The 17,997-nt window shown below is 47.9% G+C and carries 15 protein-coding genes and 1 riboswitch; of the genes, 5 read left to right on the top strand and 10 right to left on the bottom strand.

Translation table 11 applies throughout. From position 1 onward, the window contains the following. Window positions 1-85: 85 nt before the first annotated feature. From ATB78_RS14390 to ATB78_RS14370, 5 genes are all read right to left on the bottom strand, one after another. Window positions 86-1,210: a lipocalin-like domain-containing protein gene (locus ATB78_RS14390; protein WP_061008997.1), complete on the bottom strand. Its 1,125-nt coding sequence runs from the start codon at window positions 1,208-1,210 to the stop codon at window positions 86-88. Then, the gene (locus tag ATB78_RS14385) at window positions 1,210-3,720 is read right to left on the bottom strand and encodes an ABC transporter permease (RefSeq protein WP_061008996.1); all 2,511 of its coding nucleotides are present in this window, start codon (window positions 3,718-3,720) and stop codon (window positions 1,210-1,212) included. The genes ATB78_RS14390 and ATB78_RS14385 overlap by 1 nt, the downstream gene beginning before the upstream one ends. Next, entirely contained in the window at window positions 3,707-4,417 is a 711-nt protein-coding gene (locus tag ATB78_RS14380) for an ABC transporter ATP-binding protein (RefSeq protein WP_061008995.1), read from the bottom strand. Before ATB78_RS14380 ends, ATB78_RS14385 begins: the two co-directional genes overlap by 14 nt. Window positions 4,418-4,643: 226 nt before the next feature. Continuing rightward, window positions 4,644-4,889 carry a DUF3297 family protein gene (locus ATB78_RS14375; RefSeq protein ID WP_005374689.1) on the bottom strand — a complete coding sequence of 82 codons (246 nt, stop codon included), beginning with the start codon at window positions 4,887-4,889 and terminating at the stop codon, window positions 4,644-4,646. Between the two features lie 95 nt (window positions 4,890-4,984). After that, window positions 4,985-5,887 (bottom strand): LysR family transcriptional regulator, encoded by a 903-nt coding sequence (locus tag ATB78_RS14370; RefSeq protein ID WP_061008994.1) that lies wholly within the window; start codon window positions 5,885-5,887, stop codon window positions 4,985-4,987. A gap of 105 nt (window positions 5,888-5,992) precedes the next feature. On the opposite strand from ATB78_RS14370, the gene ATB78_RS14365 reads away from it, so the two are divergent. From ATB78_RS14365 to ATB78_RS14355, 3 genes are read left to right on the top strand one after another with little or no spacing between them, the layout of a single operon-like run. After that, window positions 5,993-6,940 carry an ankyrin repeat domain-containing protein gene (locus tag ATB78_RS14365; protein ID WP_061009124.1) on the top strand — a complete coding sequence of 316 codons (948 nt, stop codon included), beginning with the start codon at window positions 5,993-5,995 and terminating at the stop codon, window positions 6,938-6,940. Further along, window positions 6,940-7,608, top strand: a complete 669-nt coding sequence (locus tag ATB78_RS14360; RefSeq protein WP_061008993.1) for an NAD(P)H-dependent oxidoreductase — start codon at window positions 6,940-6,942, stop codon at window positions 7,606-7,608. The genes ATB78_RS14365 and ATB78_RS14360 overlap by 1 nt, the downstream gene beginning before the upstream one ends. Window positions 7,609-7,658: 50 nt before the next feature. Next, window positions 7,659-7,961 carry a hypothetical protein gene (locus ATB78_RS14355; protein WP_061008992.1) on the top strand — a complete coding sequence of 101 codons (303 nt, stop codon included), beginning with the start codon at window positions 7,659-7,661 and terminating at the stop codon, window positions 7,959-7,961. An 83-nt stretch (window positions 7,962-8,044) separates the two neighbouring features. Here ATB78_RS14355 and ATB78_RS14350 read toward each other — a convergent pair whose 3' ends face one another. Continuing rightward, on the bottom strand, window positions 8,045-8,644 hold the full coding sequence (locus ATB78_RS14350) for a hypothetical protein (RefSeq protein ID WP_061008991.1): 600 nt from the start codon (window positions 8,642-8,644) through the stop codon (window positions 8,045-8,047). A gap of 15 nt (window positions 8,645-8,659) precedes the next feature. Next, window positions 8,660-8,755: riboswitch (cyclic di-GMP riboswitch) on the bottom strand. A 409-nt stretch (window positions 8,756-9,164) separates the two neighbouring features. Between ATB78_RS14350 and ATB78_RS14345 the strand changes: the two genes are divergently transcribed. Beyond that, window positions 9,165-10,130, top strand: coding sequence for an aldo/keto reductase (locus tag ATB78_RS14345; RefSeq protein ID WP_061008990.1), 966 nt, complete (start codon window positions 9,165-9,167; stop codon window positions 10,128-10,130). A 159-nt stretch (window positions 10,131-10,289) separates the two neighbouring features. Here ATB78_RS14345 and ATB78_RS14340 read toward each other — a convergent pair whose 3' ends face one another. The 3 genes from ATB78_RS14340 to ATB78_RS14330 all read right to left on the bottom strand — a co-directional run bounded on the left by ATB78_RS14340 (window position 10,290) and on the right by ATB78_RS14330 (window position 16,348). Then, on the bottom strand, window positions 10,290-13,409 hold the full coding sequence (locus tag ATB78_RS14340) for a hydrogenase expression protein (RefSeq protein WP_061008989.1): 3,120 nt from the start codon (window positions 13,407-13,409) through the stop codon (window positions 10,290-10,292). Between the two features lie 518 nt (window positions 13,410-13,927). Then, window positions 13,928-14,314, bottom strand: coding sequence for a hypothetical protein (locus tag ATB78_RS14335; protein ID WP_061008988.1), 387 nt, complete (start codon window positions 14,312-14,314; stop codon window positions 13,928-13,930). Between the two features lie 42 nt (window positions 14,315-14,356). Beyond that, on the bottom strand, window positions 14,357-16,348 hold the full coding sequence (locus ATB78_RS14330; protein WP_061008987.1) for a peptidase U32 family protein: 1,992 nt from the start codon (window positions 16,346-16,348) through the stop codon (window positions 14,357-14,359). A gap of 218 nt (window positions 16,349-16,566) precedes the next feature. Between ATB78_RS14330 and ATB78_RS14325 the strand changes: the two genes are divergently transcribed. Beyond that, window positions 16,567-17,016 carry a DUF302 domain-containing protein gene (locus ATB78_RS14325; protein WP_045484240.1) on the top strand — a complete coding sequence of 150 codons (450 nt, stop codon included), beginning with the start codon at window positions 16,567-16,569 and terminating at the stop codon, window positions 17,014-17,016. A gap of 5 nt (window positions 17,017-17,021) precedes the next feature. On the opposite strand, the gene ATB78_RS14320 is transcribed toward ATB78_RS14325, so the two are convergent. Continuing rightward, entirely contained in the window at window positions 17,022-17,954 is a 933-nt protein-coding gene (locus ATB78_RS14320; RefSeq protein ID WP_061008986.1) for a hypothetical protein, read from the bottom strand. Window positions 17,955-17,997: the final 43 nt, after the last annotated feature.

The raw sequence follows: 17,997 nt of genomic DNA, 5'->3' as shown, positions 1-17,997 counted from the left end.
TTGCTCTGCTGGTGGACCTATTTATTATGAATCGAACCACTGAAATTCTGCACGGATTTTTTACTTAGCCTCTCACTTAGAGGGTTTAATACCCTGTTAACTCCATATAACCTGTACCTGAATGAGAACCCTCAATACGTATAGGGCCTTCCCAATAAGGTACCGAAAGCGGCATTTTCGCGTTCGGGTTGAGTGCAGAAACCGTAAGCTCGATTTGCTGACTAGGAATCGATACTTGCCACTGGGTTGGATACTTTCGACCTTGGATTTCTGTTTGCTTGGTCGCCTCTAACTGAATGTCTTTTTGTGAGATAGCGATACCAGAACCATCTTGCTGCATCAGCCTTGCGCTGGAGTAACTGGCTTGTCCGGTTTTGGAATCACGCAATTGGAATACCACTAAGCTGGTTTCGTCACTCAACCTTAAGGCAAACCAGTCCCAGCCTTGTTGTGAGTCGAGTAAGAATTGCGAGCTCCACTCTCGGTCTATCCAACCTTTGCCGGATACTTGATGGTTTTTGCCGTCGATCGTGACTTCACCGGAGACTTCAATAAACGGTTGGCTGTAGTAATACGAAGCCACCTGACCATCGGCACTTTTGGTGCTGTACCCTTGTTCGCCTTGCTTTTGATAAGGTGCGCTACTGGTAAGCGTCAGCGAATAGCCAAACTGTTCGGAGTTCGCCTTCAATGTGGCAGGGAAGAGGTCGGTGGTTGAAGAAGTCCACTGCCAATCATCGAGGTAAACACGAAACGGTGAAGTGTCGACGCCGGCTAGAGAGGCTTGAGCGCGTGACCATTTTTCATCGGCGTAGTGTTTGTCCGTTGTAGTGACCGCGCTGTGCGCCATGTAGATTTGTTGAGCTTGCCATTCGGTTTTCTTTACGTCATCTTCGCCCGTTGGCGGCGCAGCAGCAAAGCGAAATTGTGTCCACTGGACGCCAAGTGGGTTGCCGTCTGCATCGATTAAGTTGGCGGTTAAATACCACCATTCATGACGAAAATTCGGGTGTGCTTGATGGTCTGCTGGGAAGGTGAGTTCAACCCCTTTTTCTACGGGTGTGAATGGGTTGCTCTCGCTTTGCGTATCTCCACTGCCCAGCAAAGCGCCCATATTTTGCGTACCCATATTTTTTTGTTGGGGATCTTCACAACCGAACAGGAATAAGCTGCTTATGAGTAGAGTAAGCTTGCTTGCTAATCGAACCATCACAACACCTCGCTTTGCAAACTGGACACGACAGGCTTGCTGACTAATCGCCACAGCGGAATCAAGGTCGCAATCACTGCCACCAAGATGGTGATCGCCGCAATGCTGAGGGCGTCACTCCAATTCCACAGATAATTTAAGCTCCAACCAAAAGCTCGTAAGGTGACGATGTCTGTCAGCACATAACCCACCATGGCTCCGAGGGGCAGGGCGATAACCAGAGTAAAACTGACCAGAGCAACGATCTGTCCGACCACCATGGTCATTAATTTGCGACGACTAACACCAAGTGCGTACAGCCTTGCAATGGCGGCTTTGCGCGCATCGAGCAACATGAAACAAGCACTGAACAAGCCAATCACCGCGACCATCAACGTCACGCCGTTGAGCGCACGCGTTATGGCGAAGGTCTGCGAGAATATATCCAACGCGATGGATTTGATTTGCGCCTGATCGTAAAGCTGACTTGGATGCAGATTCAGTTGCTCGCGCAGTTGCTCGTAGACGATTTGTGGGTCCCCCGAGACTTTAATGCCAAGGCTTGTCGGCAAGTCCGTAAAGCCGCTCTCTTGCCATAGCTTTGGTGCTAATAAGACTTCACCGTTAGGTGAGCCGTAATCATGGAATATCGCACCCACAAGCAGGCTCTTATTTGGAATGGCATCAAGCGTGAGCGCGCTACCCAGTGATAAACCCAGTTTGACCGCGGTTGGCTCACTGATAGCGACTAACTCACCTTGGTAAAAGCGTGGCCAGAAGTTCTCCAAATGCGATTTGAACACCATGGTTTGTTCTAAGGTGTCTTTGTCTTTGGTACCAAGCAAAATCGGTAAACCTTGCAGGTTATCGTCGACGTAGTATTGCTTGTAGACGGTCTCAACCTTGTCGAACTGCCCTAACGCGCGCTCTACGTCAGCGATTTCTCCTTGGGCAGGGCTGACGTAAATATCGGCGTGCAGTCTTTGTTCTAACCACTGTTTTAGGGTGGACTCGAAGCTACCAACTAGCGTGTTCATCCCCATATTGGCAGTAACGGCGAGTAGCAGTGCCATCATGGCGAGAGAAAGCGGAGAAATCAGCTCGCGCAGCTCTGCAAACAGATACTGCATCAAACCGGAACTGGTGCGTTTTTCACACCAATTGGCTAATACGCTGAGTGTTTTGGGTAGATACAAAGGAATCGACACCACAAGCACGCCGAGCCACGCCATGGTAAATCGGTGATGTTCACTCAGCCATAACCCTGCAAGTGCGAGAGTCGTCAACGCAGCACCCATCACGAACAATTGGTTTTCGTTAGAGGCTTCAGGTGCTTGATAAAATCCGCCATGAGAAGAGAGCGGTTGGCGCACTCGTTGTTTAAAGTGCTGCCAACATGCTAATAGGGTGGCGGCTAACGTGAGCAGCAGCGCTTGCGCCCACCATTGCCACTGCCAAGTGCCGGGCAGAAGTGTCGCGCCATAAAGTTGTTCTAGAGTCAGTGCCACGGTCGGGTGTAACCAATGGCTGAGCTGCATGCCCAATACAAAACCGAGGGAAGCGCCGATGGTAACGAGAAGAGTGAGTTCAACTAACAGTGCAGAGAACACAATGCTCGGCGCAACACCCGCCTGTTGAATCTGCACTAACAGCCGATTGCGTTTAAGCAAGCTGTACTTTACGCCGTTGTAGGCAATGAACAGCCCAACTAAAAAGGCGAGTAAGCTCATTGCCGTGAGATTGAGGTGAAAGCTGTCGGTCAGTGAGCCAAGGTCTGTGCTTTGATTATTGGAAATCCATTGTCCTTGCTCGCCAATCAGTTTCTGCCAATTTGCTTGCGTGTCTTTATTCCCTTTATCACCCGAATGGAAAACCGCAATGTAACTGAGCTGTCCTTGTTTATTGAGCAGTTGCTGCGCAAAACCAATGTCCATCAACATTCGGCTACCTAACTGCCATTCGTCAGGTAGCACCACCACTTGGGTTGGGATGTCGTCCAGAGTTAGGGTTTCTACCTCTCCTAAGTTTTGATGTTGAGATTGGCTCATCATCACGATTGGCTTGCCAGCTAAAAGCTCAGGCAAAGGTAAAGCACTGTCGAACAAAGACACGTTTTGCTCACTATCCGATGAATAGCGCGAACGTGAAGAGATGGCGGCAATTAACTCGCTACCTTGTACTGACCAACGACGACCTTGTTCGTCTCTGACTCGCCCTTCGATTACAGGTAGTGTTGCACTGAGTCCGTTTTGTCTGAGGGTGAAGTAGAGCGATTCGGGCAGATAGTTTTGCCCTGCGGGTGGAATAATTAAGTTCTGAGCTTGTGCGCTAAGCTGCTCGGTAGACTCCGCATAACTGCGCTTGGCATTGAGGTTGATGGCTTGTACCGCAACAAACAAGGTCACAGCCAGCACGATACCGATCAGAATTGCGGCGGCTTGCAGTGGCGCCTGTCGATAGTGCGCCGCAAATAGATTCAGGGCGAGTCGAGTATGCATGAATCTGGTATTTGGTTGCTTAGCTTGCTTCATGGCGAAGCTCATGTTTGTTTTGGTGATGACTGTTCTGTAGCTGACTATTATCCAATCGCAGCCGTGTTTTCATAAACTCCGCGCAGTCAGGACTGTGGGTGACTAACAGCACTGCCGTATTGCCTTGGGTGGTGATTTCACTGAGTAGCTTCATCACTTCTAAGCCGGCTTTTTGGTCGAGGTTACCTGTGGGTTCATCAGCAAGTAGCAGTTTAGGTTTGTGTGCCAATGCGCGTGCGATAGCGACTCGTTGCTGTTGACCGCCGGAAAGGGCAGAAACATGTCTATCGAGCAGTTGGCTGATGCCTAGAGTCTCGACCAAATAATCGCACCAGTCATTCCATTTCTGTTGATTCAAATGCAAAGGGAAGGCGATGTTTTGCTGCACGTTGAGCGGCGTTAACAGATTGAATTGCTGAAAGATAACACCGAGTTTTTGGTGTCGAAATCGGCTCCATTGTGGGTCTTTCCAAGCCGTTGTGTTATCACCATCTAACCACAACTCACCATCGGAAAGTGGCTCAAAGCCAGCGATGACATTGAGCAGGGTACTTTTGCCGCTGCCACTTGCGCCCGTTAGCGCAACACTCGCTCCTGTGTTCAACGTAAAGTCGACGCCTTCTAACACGCGATGTGTCTCTTTGCCATCGACAAAGCTTTTGCTGGCGTGTTTGAGTGTGACAAGTGGGCTTTCCATTTCCTCTCCCTGTATTAAAAAGGTGTCGTTTCTTTTGGCAATGGTTATTGCAGTTAGTCCTTTAGAAACTTTAGACAACAATTAGATAAAAACAGCGATTTACATCGATTTCTTAATAACTTGTACTGAAAAGAAGAGGGAAGAGATTAAATGAGGAAGGGATATGACAGGCATTAAAAAAGCCCGAGTTAAACTCGAGCTTTCGAATACATTCAGCGTGGTCAGCTTACACGTAGTACGCTTCAACTTCGCCTTTAAGCTTGATTAGCATTGGGTTACCGAAACGGTCTTTTGCTTTAGGAGAAGCAATTTTTACCCAACCTTCGCTGATGCAGTATTCTTCTACGTCAGTACGCTCTTGGCCGTTGATACGAATACCGATTTGGTGCTCGAAGCATTCTTTGATGAAGAATGGGCTACGTGGGTTACCCGCTAGGCGATCTGGTAGAGCTGGTTTAGCTGTATCTGTCATGTTTGTGACCTTGAAGTCATTAAAAAAAGTGCGCCATTGTAGTCAGTGCAAGGCGAGTGTTCAAGGATTCTCATCGCGTTTAATGACATCCTTCCTTAGGCAACACGGTGTATGTTTTCGATCAAGTAGTCAATAAGCAAACGAACTCGATTGGGTAAGTACTGCCTTGAAGAATAATAGACCCAAATGGTGGCAGGTTCTCCCCAATAAGGCTGCAAGATAGGGACGATGGTCTGCTGACGCAATTCCTCTTTAAATAACCAACTGCCTAGCATAGTGATCCCTGCTCCCGCCAGCGCGGCTTGTTTCGCTGCGGCGAAGTTATTCATGATCAGCTTGCCACTGGGCTCATAGAGCTTTGCGTTGCCCCCTTCGTTGATTCGCCAGTAATGGAAACGTCCAGTTGTGAGTGAGCGAATAGGTAAACACTTGTGGTGGCTTAACGCCTCTATGCTCTTTGGCTCTCCGTACTTTTGCAAATAATCTGGAGAGGCATAGATACCGACATCTTGAGTAAGTAAAGGACGAGCAATCAAGCGTGAATCTTGGTTTATGGCTGTGCCGATACCGAGGTCAAAACCATGCTCAACCAAATCAACATTCCTATCATCAAAATGCAGCTCACAGGTCACCTCTGGGTAGATTTCCATGAATTCGATTACCAGCGGCAAGATATGCTCTCGCCCTATTGAGCTTGCGGGTAGGTTCACTTTCACCGTTCCGCCGGAACTTTGCTCAGTATCGGAAAGCTGTGTAATGGTGCTTTGAATCGCCTCCAAAGAAGGGGTTAACTCATCGAAAAGTTGTTGGCCTGTTTGCGTCAAACTCAATGAGTGAGATGAGCGAAAAAACAGTTTCACTTGCCACTCTTCTTCGAGCTTGGTGATCGCTTTACTGACCGCCGGTGCAGAGATCCCCAGCGCTCGGGCTGCTTTGGCAAAGCTGCCGTTTTTCGCGACTTGAATGAAGATAGGAAGTTGGGATGGAAGTGATTTCATTAACTTTTACTCATCTTAAAAGTAACCATTTGCAATCTACAGGTTAATGAAATTTTGTTCAATACTATCCCCATTGAAGCAAAGCGCAGCAGCAACGGGGTCATCATGAACTTACCAGCATTACATCAAAGCATTGTCGATAATCACTATGAGCAGTTTGTTGGATTGATTGAGCAGGGGGCAGACGTAAACCAACTCGATCCTGTGATGGGGAACGCACCACTGCATATTGCCGCGCAACAAAGCTCAACGCAGTGGGTAAGCAAGTTGTTGGAATCGGGCGCGTTTATCAATCTTCAAACACCAAAGCATGGCGTGACACCTTTGATGGTGGCGGTTTGGCATCGTAAACCAGACATAGTGAGAGTGCTGCTCGCGCAACCAGATGTGAACACCGAGATTGTCTCTACCTTCGGAGCAAAAGCTGCCCAACTCGTCGACTTTGGCGCGAGCCGAGGTGATGTTTTTGGTCAGCAACAAGCCAAAGACATGGGGGACATATTTGCCGACTACCAACAAACATTCGCAGCCAAGCAAGCCCAATTGTCTGCTTATCAAGTCGTGACAGACGTGCAATCTAGCGATGAGCAAATGGCAGCGGCGCTTGACGCTTTGCAGGACTGGTCGACACTCAATGTAGCATCACCAGTCAATGCGTCGGGGAATGACGAGCACACGGCGGTAATGGTTGCTGCACGTGATGGCCATACCCAGAGCTTACGTATATTGATGGAAAAAGGGGGTGACCAAACCATTCCCGATCATTACATGAAGGCGATCCCACTGCATAAAGCCGCCTACAACGGTCGCGCTGATGTGATTCGAGTGTTGGCTAACTACGCTGGATTCCATGAAACGTTAAACGCACAGGGGCCAAATAACGGCTACACCCCTTTGCATGATGCGGTTTGGCACGGACATACCGATGCGGCGAAAGCCCTTATTGAAGCAGGTGCAGAGCTGGAATTAAAAGGTTTTGACGGCAAAACACCACTCGACCTCGCGAAAGAATACCACTACGCCGAGATTGTTGAATTATTGGAGAACAAATAATGAATGTACTTGTTGTTTATTGGCACCCAGAACCTAAGAGCTTTAACGGCGCAATGTTCCAAACGGCAATTGAAGCGTTAGAAGGTGCAGGGCATAAGGTCAAAACATCGGACTTACACGCGATGAACTTTGATCCTGTTTCGGGTCGCCATAACTTCACGACGACCAACGATCCGGAGTTCTTCAAGCAACAGTTAGAAGAGATGTACGCGACCGGTAATGATGGCTTCGCACCTGAGATTGAGGCTGAAATTCAAAAGCTCGAATGGTGTGATCTGGTGATCTTCCAATTCCCACTTTGGTGGTTTGGGATGCCAGCTATGCTCAAAGGTTGGGTGGATCGGGTGTTTGCAATGGGGCGCACCTACGGCGGCGGTCGCTTCTATGAAAATGGCGTTTACAAAGGCAAAAAAGCCATGGTCAGTGTCACCATGGGTGGCCCAGAAGAGTTGTATGTTAAAGACGGGTGGAATGGTGATTTAGATGCGATTCTTCGCCCAATTCATCGCGGTGTGTTTGAGTTCAATGGTTTCTCGGTGCTTGAGCCGCATAAGGTGTTTGGCCCAGCAAGAAAAACGCAAGACGAACGCAAAGCTGAACTAGACAATTACGCGCAGCGACTCACGTCCATCTTTGAAGAACCTTCGATCAAAATTGGTCAGTACTAATTCCTTTTGCACACGGAAGTTGGCTTTTTCAACTTAGTTGGGAGTCCACTATGAACTCAGAAAAAACACATCAAGCCCTGATCGCGTGGGGGGCGAATAAGAACCAAATCGCCAAGCTTTTACCAAGCGATATGGATGAACAAGAAGCGCTGCAACGTGAGCAGCATATCTTGGCAATTGAAGAGTGTTTGCAACTGCTTTTTCGTCAACCAGAAGCGCGCAAAACCTTTATGAACAGCGCAAGCAAAAGTGTGTTCTTTGAAGGTAGAAAGCCACTAGAAGTCATCGCATCTGGCAGTCTCGACGACTTAGCAGAAGCACACAGAATCATTCGCAGTATGTTGTGTATTTAAGAAGAGAAAGGGTGACATGAAAGTCACCCTTTGTTGTTATTGAGGTAGTTTGAGTTTTAGTGCTTTGCTGTAGAGGGGCTAGATTACTCAGGACAAGTCGCTAACTTCTCTTTTGTTCTTGGCGTCACTGTGACATTTCCATATTTGTCTGTTGGGCAGTATGGAACAAACACTTGAGCCATAAACGGTACATTATTTAAATCTTGCAGCATTTTGCTCTCAAGTTTGTAGAAAGAGGTGACAATCCAGTTACCGCTACCGCGTACTTCTCGTAGAATCAGGTCACTTTTATCTTTGCCGTCATAGATGATCGACCAACCCAGTTTTGCATCGCGCTTCATTGAACCACGAGTAAGCTCAATACCAGCTTGGTTTTCGATGCTCTCAACGCTGAGTATTGGGAGTGCTTCGTTGAGTGCTCTTTTCTCGTTTCTGCCTTGTACTTTTAAAACGGGGGCTTTCGCTCCGCCAGCGTCACGAGTATTTGAAACGGTTAAGGTCGATTCCATGTTGTTATCGCCTTTTAAAACCAAACCGCCATCAGATTCGACATCCCAGCCCACACGAGCGCCTGCAACATCATTGGCTTGATCGATGGTGTTAAAATTTTCGCCTTGAAGTGCAAAGGCACTTGTCGATAGGAAGAGTGATGAAATGACGATTGTAGTGATTGAATTTTTCATTTTTCGGATTCCAAGTTCCGCAACCCGGCTGTCTTAATTCCTTTTTATCTTGAACAGATAAGACCCGTGGCTTTCCGTCCTCACCTCACGATGAGTTTGGCAATGAAGTTACTGATATGTGTGTCATATCGCATCTACTACTTTAGGATTAATTAATGTATGCGCAATGAAGTGGACTGAAATATCGCTTTTATGAAGTATGCATACTGTTTGTTTTGGGTGCTTGCTCACGCTATGTATGGGTGTTTTAAATGTTAAAAATCAACGTGATATAACTATTAATAAAAATGTTAAAATTAGGCTAGCGAAGCAATTTTAACGTGTTTCTGAGCTTAAACTTGCTCTCGCTCTGACTCAATTCCAGACAGTTAGCAATAAAGTACAAATCTTCAGGCAACAATCTTCAATCCTCCTTCTCCATGCGTTGCTAATCTTATTACCAAGCAATCGAGGTGACTCGAAACACACACAAATCGCGTTTTGTTGCTGAGGTCAGCAGCAAGAGAATTGGAGAAGAATCATGTCAAATGGCAACTTTGCAGCAATCAAACAAATCGGTTACGGCGCAATGGGTCTTGAGGGGTATTACGGTGAGAGTGATGACGCAGTGGCGGTGCAAAATCTGGTTCATGCTATTGAACAAGGCATGATGATCGACACGGCTGACGCTTACGGTGCAGGACACAACGAAGATTTGATCAAAAAAGCCATCGCGCAAACCAATCAAAAAGCGTTTATTGCGACCAAATTTGGCATCGTGTTTGAAGAAGGCCAAACAGGCAGCACGCTAGATACTGGTTGGGGGTTTCCTTTAACCATCAATGGTACAAAAGAGTATGTTGCTCGTGCGATTGATAACAGTCTAGAGCGTTTGGGTGTGGAACAAATTGACTTACTTTACGCACACTACCTAGATCCACAAATTCCGCTTGAAGAAACGGTCGCTGCAATGGCAGACGCTGTGAAAGCAGGGAAAGTAAAAGCGATTGGTCTGTCTAACGTTACAGCGGAGCAAGTGTTGCGCGCGAATGAAATCCACCCAATTTCGGCGGTGCAATACGAATATTCACTGTTCCGTCGTGAAGCGGAAACGGACATCCTACCTGCGGTAAACCAAATCGGTGCTGCGCTGGTTTGTTGGTCGCCACTTGGGGCTGGTTTTCTGACTGGTCAGGTCAAAGAGTTGGACGAAAATGATTTTCGCAACAACAACCCAAAAATGCAGGGTGATAACTTCACAAGCAATTTAGCGCGCTTAGAAGAGATCAAGAATATTGCTGCTGAGTATGACATCACTCCAGCACAACTTGCTTTGGCATGGTTGGTCGCGCAAGGCGATAACATCATCCCAATTCCGGGTAGCCGTAAAACATCTCGCATTGATGAAAACCTGGGTGCTCTAAACGTCACTTTGAGCCAAGAAACCCTTGCGAAGCTTGATGAAATTGCTCCGATCGGCGCTTTCAAAGGCGCGACACTGGTTTAAGTCTTTTACTGTGTCCCGCATTTATCCCATCACTTGTTGAATGAGTGATGGGCTTTTTGTTTCCTAAAGAATGGTGTCGTTAAAACAAAAAAGATACCGCCTATCAAGACGGTATCGGATGTTATGAATTTGGATGGTTAACGCTGATTAATCAGACTGTTAAGAACAACTATCAATCAACGTCCAGCCTGAGTATGGGTCGGCCGGAGTCAGCGTCGAGTCTGTCCAACGGTCGGCTTCATACAAGCTGCCTTGGTAGGTCACTTGTTCGCCCGGTTGGTACTGTCTTTGCTCGAACTCTGGGATGTCGGCACAAATACCATCACCGCCACCGCTGTTATCACCAACGACTTTCAATGAAGTTGAATCTGAGGCATTTAGCTCGCCATCAGAAACCTGCACTGAAATTGAGAAAGTGAGGTCTGGGTCTGTGACCGGAGCCGTTACCACTAGCGTGTCGCTATTGGCGTCGCCGACAACTGTCAGGTCAGAAGGAACCTCCCATTGATAGCTAATCACGTCGCCATCCGGATCAGAAGCGTTAGCCGTGATGGTTACGCTTTCGCCGCTGTTCACCTGATAGTTCGGAGACAGTGAAACGCTTGGTGGATTATTGTCGACTGGTGGCTTATCGCCGCCGTCACCCCCCCAAATTGAGCCGTCACAATCGTTGCCAACCAAACACGTTGGATTTTGTGCGTAAGCGTCGACTTTGTTGTCTAGCCAGCCGTTGTCCGTGCCGTTTGAGCCAATGGTAACGACCGCCGTAGTTGAGCCACCACCCCAAAGTAAGGCAAACACGTTGCTCTTCGGTAGATCTTGCATAGCCACATGAGACCAGTCGTAGCCTGCGTCTTTTTCTAGCAATTCTCGAACGTTACTCGCACCGTTGTAAGTGGTTGGATTGAGCTGTTTGTCGAGTAGGCCAGTACGTACGTTGTTGATGTCCGTTCCGATGCGTGCATCACCCATAAAGTAAGAGCCGCCAGACGCCTCATGCTCAACGTTGATCAATGTATTGCCTTCATCTTGAGTCGGCATGTGACCACCTGGGATTTGCCAAATCATGGCTGGAGACTCAACGCCATCACTGATGGTTTTCACATACGATAGGTAACGCGTCCAGCTGGTGGCGTTGTACGCGTAGTTCGCGATCGCTTCTGAGCCGAAACCGTCGCGCTCATACTTATCGAACACAATGTAATCTGGTTGGTAAGTGCCAGTGTAAACATCCAGCGAGTTGACGAAGTTCGCCACTTCTTGGCCTTTGTCAGCTGATTGGTCGTCGGTCTGGTGAATCCAGTTGGCAGAGCCTACCGCCCACAAGTTGATTTGCCAGCCGTACGTTACGTCTTCTGCTAAGCCATTCATGATGAAGTTGAGTGACGCAATGTAGCCTTTCAGTGTGTTCTCGAATTGAGGCACGGCCACTGGTGGTTGATAACCGTAAGTCGTCTTCATGTAATCCAACGCACGAGCGAGTTGGTCATTCACGTTGACTGCGCCCGCTTGGTTTAGGTCATCCACATGGCTCGGGTTTTTCTGTAGTTCACCTAAGAAGTCAGGGTTAAGCACAAACGACATTGGCGAGCTGCCATCGCCAGCCGCGTACTCTTGCGCCGCGATAGCTTGAGTAATGAAAGTCGCGTAATGTTTGTAGAGCAATTCATCATCGACTAAGTCTGTCCAGCTTGCACCACCACTAGCATTTGCAGTGTAAACCACCATGACTGGCAGTACGTGATGGCCTGAAAGATCTGAAGCGCTTTGTGCGTTCGCGTAAGTTCTATGTAGCGGAAGCTCATCTTTCGCCAAGATCACACCCGGATCACCCGAGCCACTTAAGCCCGCGTATTTGAAGATGGCATTGACCTTGGTTGCACCGATTTCATTGGTGGTCTGTTCGCTGTCGTTCGTCACTGTGCCATTTGCTACGTAATCTGGGAAGCCTTTGACTGCAAGACTCATCGCTTCACGAAATGGTAGCGTTAGCAACAACGGAGCATCACTTTGCGTGACAGAGACGGATTCATCCCCGTCATAGGCGTAACGCGTGTCTCCAGCAAACACCGAATCGATTTGGATATCGTACTCACCCGGCTTAACTTCGTCAGGCAAGGTGAATGGCGAGCTAGTAATTTCGTAGCTGTAGCGACTAGAGCCATCTTTCGCGACAAGGTTGAGCACAATTGGCATCGCTTCTTGAGGTAAGTCGACAATGCTTGCTTGAACGGTAGTGAAGTCGTCACTCGCGATCGGCGTGTCAACGATGTTAGTGCTGATTTCTGTCGCCGTGTCTTTGTTGACCAATACATCGAGGTTGTCGCTCGGTTGGTAAAGCACGTTGTTCACCGTAATCGGTGAGTAGGAGAGATCGTATTTGTGGTTATCAAGCAGTTTGCTGATGTCGATCTCGCCGCCAAATGGCACCACTAGGCTGCGTTCAACGTCTTGCGTTCCTGCCGCTTTCACGGTGGCATCTGTGGTTAGGCTTGCCGTAATGCCATCCAGTGCAGGCATTGTGAGCGAGATGGTAGCGTAGTAGATAAACGCATCGTATTGCACGAAAACACTCGGCTGCGTTGCATCGCTATCGACAGTCACGGTTGAGGTTGGCGAGGAGGCGTGGGCAATCCCCATTTCGCTCGTTACATCTTGAGCGGTGACTTGATATTCGCCATCTTGGAGGTGCTCTAGAACGAAGCTGCTTCCCCACGGCACAGACACGGCCTCACTGTAGTTCTCACCCTCGACCAAAATCGATGCCGCGGCTAGGCTGGCGTGTGGTGCACTTGGTGCCTGTAAGGTGATCTTGCCTTGAAGCGCAGGATCATTCTTGATGATCACCTTCTCGATGTGCACGTCGTTTCCATCGATGTAATCACCATTGCTGGCATTAAGGCCAAAGAAGATTTGAGCCGTTTGGTCATCGTTTAGAATTTGTGACGTGCTGTCATGAGTAAAGACAAACGTATTGGGAGCAGGGCTGCTGACATTAAAAGGTGCGCCCCATGAGCTATTCACCGTCGCGTCTTTGTCTGAGGTAACCCAAATCTCTGCGTCCGCCAAGTCTAATTGCTGACCTGAGATATTCTTCAAATCGACCTGCGCTTGTGAGTACCACTGGTCAACCTGTGGCACGGTTATCGTGGCAGAGACTGACTCGCTTTGAGCGGCCGTTATGATGTTTTCTTGTGTTGCGCCGAGTGCAGAGGTGGCCATGATTGGGGAACCCATGAGCACCGCTGTTACCATCAAACTGATTGTTGTTTTCTTCATTGTTGAATCCTCATCACTTGCTTTAAAAAGCTAAGTGACTGTCCTTGTTGATTTTCTATTCGTGGGGGATTTCCGGCGAGGACTTCAAACACTAAGCAAACGTCACAAAGAGAGGGAAGCCCCTTGATCTAACCACTGCCGAAATCACTCATATTTTTTGCTTACATCCAGTTACAAATGAAAAGAAACAACTCAAAATTTGAAGGCCGATTCAGAAAAAAATCACCATATGCACTTAGGTTTATAAACTGAGCTAGTTTATTGATTGGGATGAATATTGATGTCAATTATTGGTGATTAGAGTATTTACTTGATTAATACTTTTGGTTGGGTGGGAGAGCATTGTTGGGGCGAATAAAATGAATTGCTAATACGATGAGAAAAGTGGATCTTGAGCCCAAAAATAGGCTGGTACAGAGTCAGAATAAGCGGGATAAAGTGATAAATTGGACGGCGATTTTGGTGTTCAAACGGCCATCCAAGAGGTAAAAATCAAGAGCAAAATCGCTTTGAAAGGGTTAAGCGCGATAAAACTTACTGTCGTTGAAAACATCACGATCACGCGGATCGTTCGATAGGAACATCCATATCTCTTTCATGCTTTGTTCAAAGAACTCTTCTTCAAACACCACCATAGAACAATGCTCACCAAGCCCAGTCACGAAGGGTTCGAGCGCTTCAAACCCAATGCGTTCGATGTCTTCAATATCAATGAAATACAGCTTCTTATCGGTTCTTTGTGCGCTTTCTGCGGGTAATTCGCCTTTACCAAGCACTGAAAAGTTAAGCTCAACGGTTAAACCCGTACGGTTTTGTTTGAGCTCATAAACCGCTTCCATTTGAGCCATCACGCTGTAGTTCAAATCATCAAAGTAGCTCAGTGTTTCTTGTTTCATTGGGTGCATAAGTCTTCCATAAATTGTGCAGTTGAATCTGATGAGATTCCGTTACAAGCCTTTCAAGTATTGAGCGTTTGCCGTTGGGTGAATCACGGTATTAAGTGCTTCAACATGCTGCTCATTGTGTTCATTCAGAAGAGCGGTAAAGGCATCGATCAATTCAGGTTTGGTCATCGTGACTTTGGTTTCTGTCTGGATGTCGCGCAGGTCGATCAATACGTCAGTTAACAGCTGCGGCAAATCCTGTAGCACTTGCAGGTTCAATACGTTGTGCTCGCTGTAGATTGAGTTGTGACTGCCTTTTTGTTTTTGCACCACATATGGGTTGTCTTTTAGGTTGATGATCGAAGTGCGCTTGTCACAACGCTTCAAACAGCCTTTGTTGACCTTAATCTTGCGGCAACCTTCGGTTTGTTGGAACAAACACTGGCGACTGGTGAGAAGAGTGTTCGGGTGGTAAATACTGTAGTAGCTGCGCATGTTGTGCGGGCGCTTAATGTGGCGCATCTGCTTCATGTTCAGCTCGTTAGAGATAAACGCACCGCTTGCGGCGAACTCTTCTTGCAAACATTTGAACGAGTAGGAGTTCACCGTGTTCATCTGCGGGCCTGCAACCCAACCTAATCCCAGCTCTTGAGCCAACATGCCCACGCCAGAGTTATTGGTGATCGACAATTCTGGCTTCACTGCTTCTAAGAATGCACGTGCGGCTTGGTAATCGTCACCAATCAAAATCGCAGGGAACCAAGGTTTCAATCTTGGGTTTGCTTGGAACAACTCAATCATCGCATTCAGTTCACCCGCCAACCCCATTGGTAGTTGGAAGTACACATCGACATTGCTGTCTTCGCATAGTGCAGTGTCTTCTACTGATGAAATCAAGACAGATAGCTTCGGAGCGCCTTCGCGAATATCTGGTTGAGGCAGCGTTGGCAAAGTCGGTACATCAATCGCGCCTTTTAGGCTGCTGCCAGAGGCTTGCGTTGAAGTCACATCAAAATCTTGAGTCTTCTCTGCAACCTTCTCAATGATTGCGGTTTTGTCGTCGTAGAGCTTTTTCTTCACGCCTTGCACATCATCGGCGGATTCGCATTTGTAGATCTTCGAGAAGTGTTTTACGGCGTGATCGCGAGGGTTGTCGATGTACATCGCTTTACCGAAATCACCTTGCAAAAACGCGTTAGAGAAATCACGGTTAAATACGGTGTACAACTCTGTGGTGTCGTTTGACAGTTCTACGCCATCACACAAGCGGTCAATCTGTTTGCGCCAGTTATCGACCACGGTATAAACGTAGTGAGATTTCTTAATGCGGCCTTCCACTTTCAACGAATACACGCCCGCATCGGCAAGCGCTTCTAAATCGCCAAATGCCGAGTTGTCCTTCATGTTGAGAGGGTAGCTGTTGCCTGTTTTGGTGGTTTCGTATTGCTCACGACAAGGCTGGCTGCAGCGACCACGGTTGCCCGAAGCACCGTTTCGCGCAGAGCTGATGTAGCAAATGCCTGAGAAACCGATGCAGTAAGAGCCATGCACAAACACTTCCATCATCACATCATGTTCACGACCAAACTGAGCCAGATGCTTGATCTCATTGATGTTCAGTTCACGAGAGAGGTTCACGCGGCTCGCCGTCAACTGATTAAGGAACAAGATCTGCCCTTCGTTGTGCGTGTTGAGCTGGGTTGAAGCGTGTATGTCTAGATCTGGGAAATGATTCTTGAGAATGTAAGCCAAACCAAGATCTTGCACGATCACGCCATCAATCGCAGTGGTGTTTAACTGGCTGAGCAAACGCACGATGGCTGGAATTTCGCTTTCCAGTATCAATACGTTCAGAGTCAGGAAGATCTTACAGTTGTGCTGATGAGCTAGCGTCAGCACGCCATTCAAGTTATCTAAAGTGAGGTTGGTCGCTCGGTTGCGGGCATTAAAACGGTCTAGTCCGCAGTAGATAGCATCGGCACCTGCAGCAATGGCTGCTTTGATGGAATCCAGATCGCCGCCCGGGGCTAATAACTCAAATTGATCGCGTGTCACTAGTTAACTCTTACTCAGTAAAATAGGACGCGTATTTTATGTGCTTCACGGTTTTAATGTTGGACTGATTAACGCTTTATTAATCTGAATCAATTTTCACTCTGAGTCGGTCTATTGTTGATAAGGAAAGCCGAAAATCAAACACGTACAAGTCGCGAGTCTGGGTCTTGGCTTCTATAGTTTTTGGGTAGTGAGATCGAAGCATAAGGAATCAGCAGATGGTAAAAGCAATAACGGTAGGATTGGTCGCAGTGTTGGCGTCGTTTTCCTCTTTGGCAGAAGACAGTGTGGTACGAGTTGCGAGTCAACATTCGGTGCAAGATACGGCGAATAAGTTTGTCGAAATCGCGCAAAGTAAGGGCTTAAACGTGTTTGCGCGTGTGAATCACCAAGAGAATGCGGCTAAGGTCGATATGGATCTAAGACCAACCGAGGTGATTGTGTTTGGTAATCCCAAAGTGGGCACACCGTTGATGCAATGTGCCCAAGAGGTAGCGATCGATTTGCCGCAAAAAGTGCTGGTTTATGAAGATGCAGAAGGCAAAACTTGGCTCGCTTACAACAACCCTATGTATTTAAAAGAGCGCCACAAGATTGAAGGGTGTGACGAGGTGTTGACCAAAGTCAGTGGTGTGCTGAGTAAGCTCACAGGCGCAGCAGCGAAGTAGTTTCGTCATGCTGCTCGCGGTCTCTCCATGTGTGAGCAGCATTCTGCAAGCCAACCGTTACGGTGAGCGGCATTGTAAGCACCTCGACAACAGCGCAGCCAATCTCGTTTACTTGAGAAATAGGATGCGCTGCCTTTACAGATCTTAAGCGTCCATTTTGAACGTGCAGAACGCATGTGGGCGCAGCACCTTTTCATCCAATTATTTCGGTGCGCGGCGAAGTAGGCTCCGCTGCATCCTTCTTGCCACGCTGTTCGTGTTTTGTACTCTGCCGCGCTTCTCATGCAGGCATCCAGCGTCCATTTCTTTTGTGTTCTTGGTTCCCCCATATGAGCGCAGCATTGCTCTAACCACCCTCGGTTTCTTGCCGCTTGATAGGCGCTTTTACAATGGCTAATCCATTCCGTACGAGTTTTGAACGGTCGGGCGCTTTGGACACAGGCTGATAAGTTCCACTTCAGTTCGATTGGTTTCATGTGGGCACAGCAGTCTTCCAACCAACCATTACGGTTAGCCGCGTTGTAAGCGCCGCTGCATCCGCGCTGCCAGTCGGAGCGAGTTTTGTACCGTTTGGCGTTTTCTGCACAGGTTTCAAATGTCCACTTTTTCCCTGTCCGAGAAGGGAGCATGTGGGCGCAGCAATCTTCAACCCATCCGTTTTTTCTGGCGGCATGGTAAGCGCTCTTACAACCATGATTCCATGCAGAACGAGTCTTGTATTCAGAGGCGCTTTGTTTGCATTTTTCGTACGTCCATTTCAAGCCAACGCGCTGCATATGAGCGCAACATTGGTCGAGCCAGCCGTTGCGATACGCCGCGCTATAAGCCGCTTTGCATCCTTCACACCACTCCGTGCGAGTCTTGAATTTTGCTGCACTTTGTTTGCACAGCTCTAGGTTCCATTTGCCCCGTTTTTTGGGTAGGTCCATAAGATTCATAAGCGCACCCCTTCAAAGTTTCTGAATAAGGTTGAAAAGCCGT

The sequence above is a fragment of the Vibrio sp. CUB2 genome (genome assembly GCF_001557945.1).
Lineage (GTDB): Bacteria > Pseudomonadota > Gammaproteobacteria > Enterobacterales > Vibrionaceae > Vibrio > Vibrio owensii.
The sequence above is the reverse complement of the archived record's forward strand: the minus strand, read 5'-3'. Positions and strand labels throughout refer to the sequence as shown.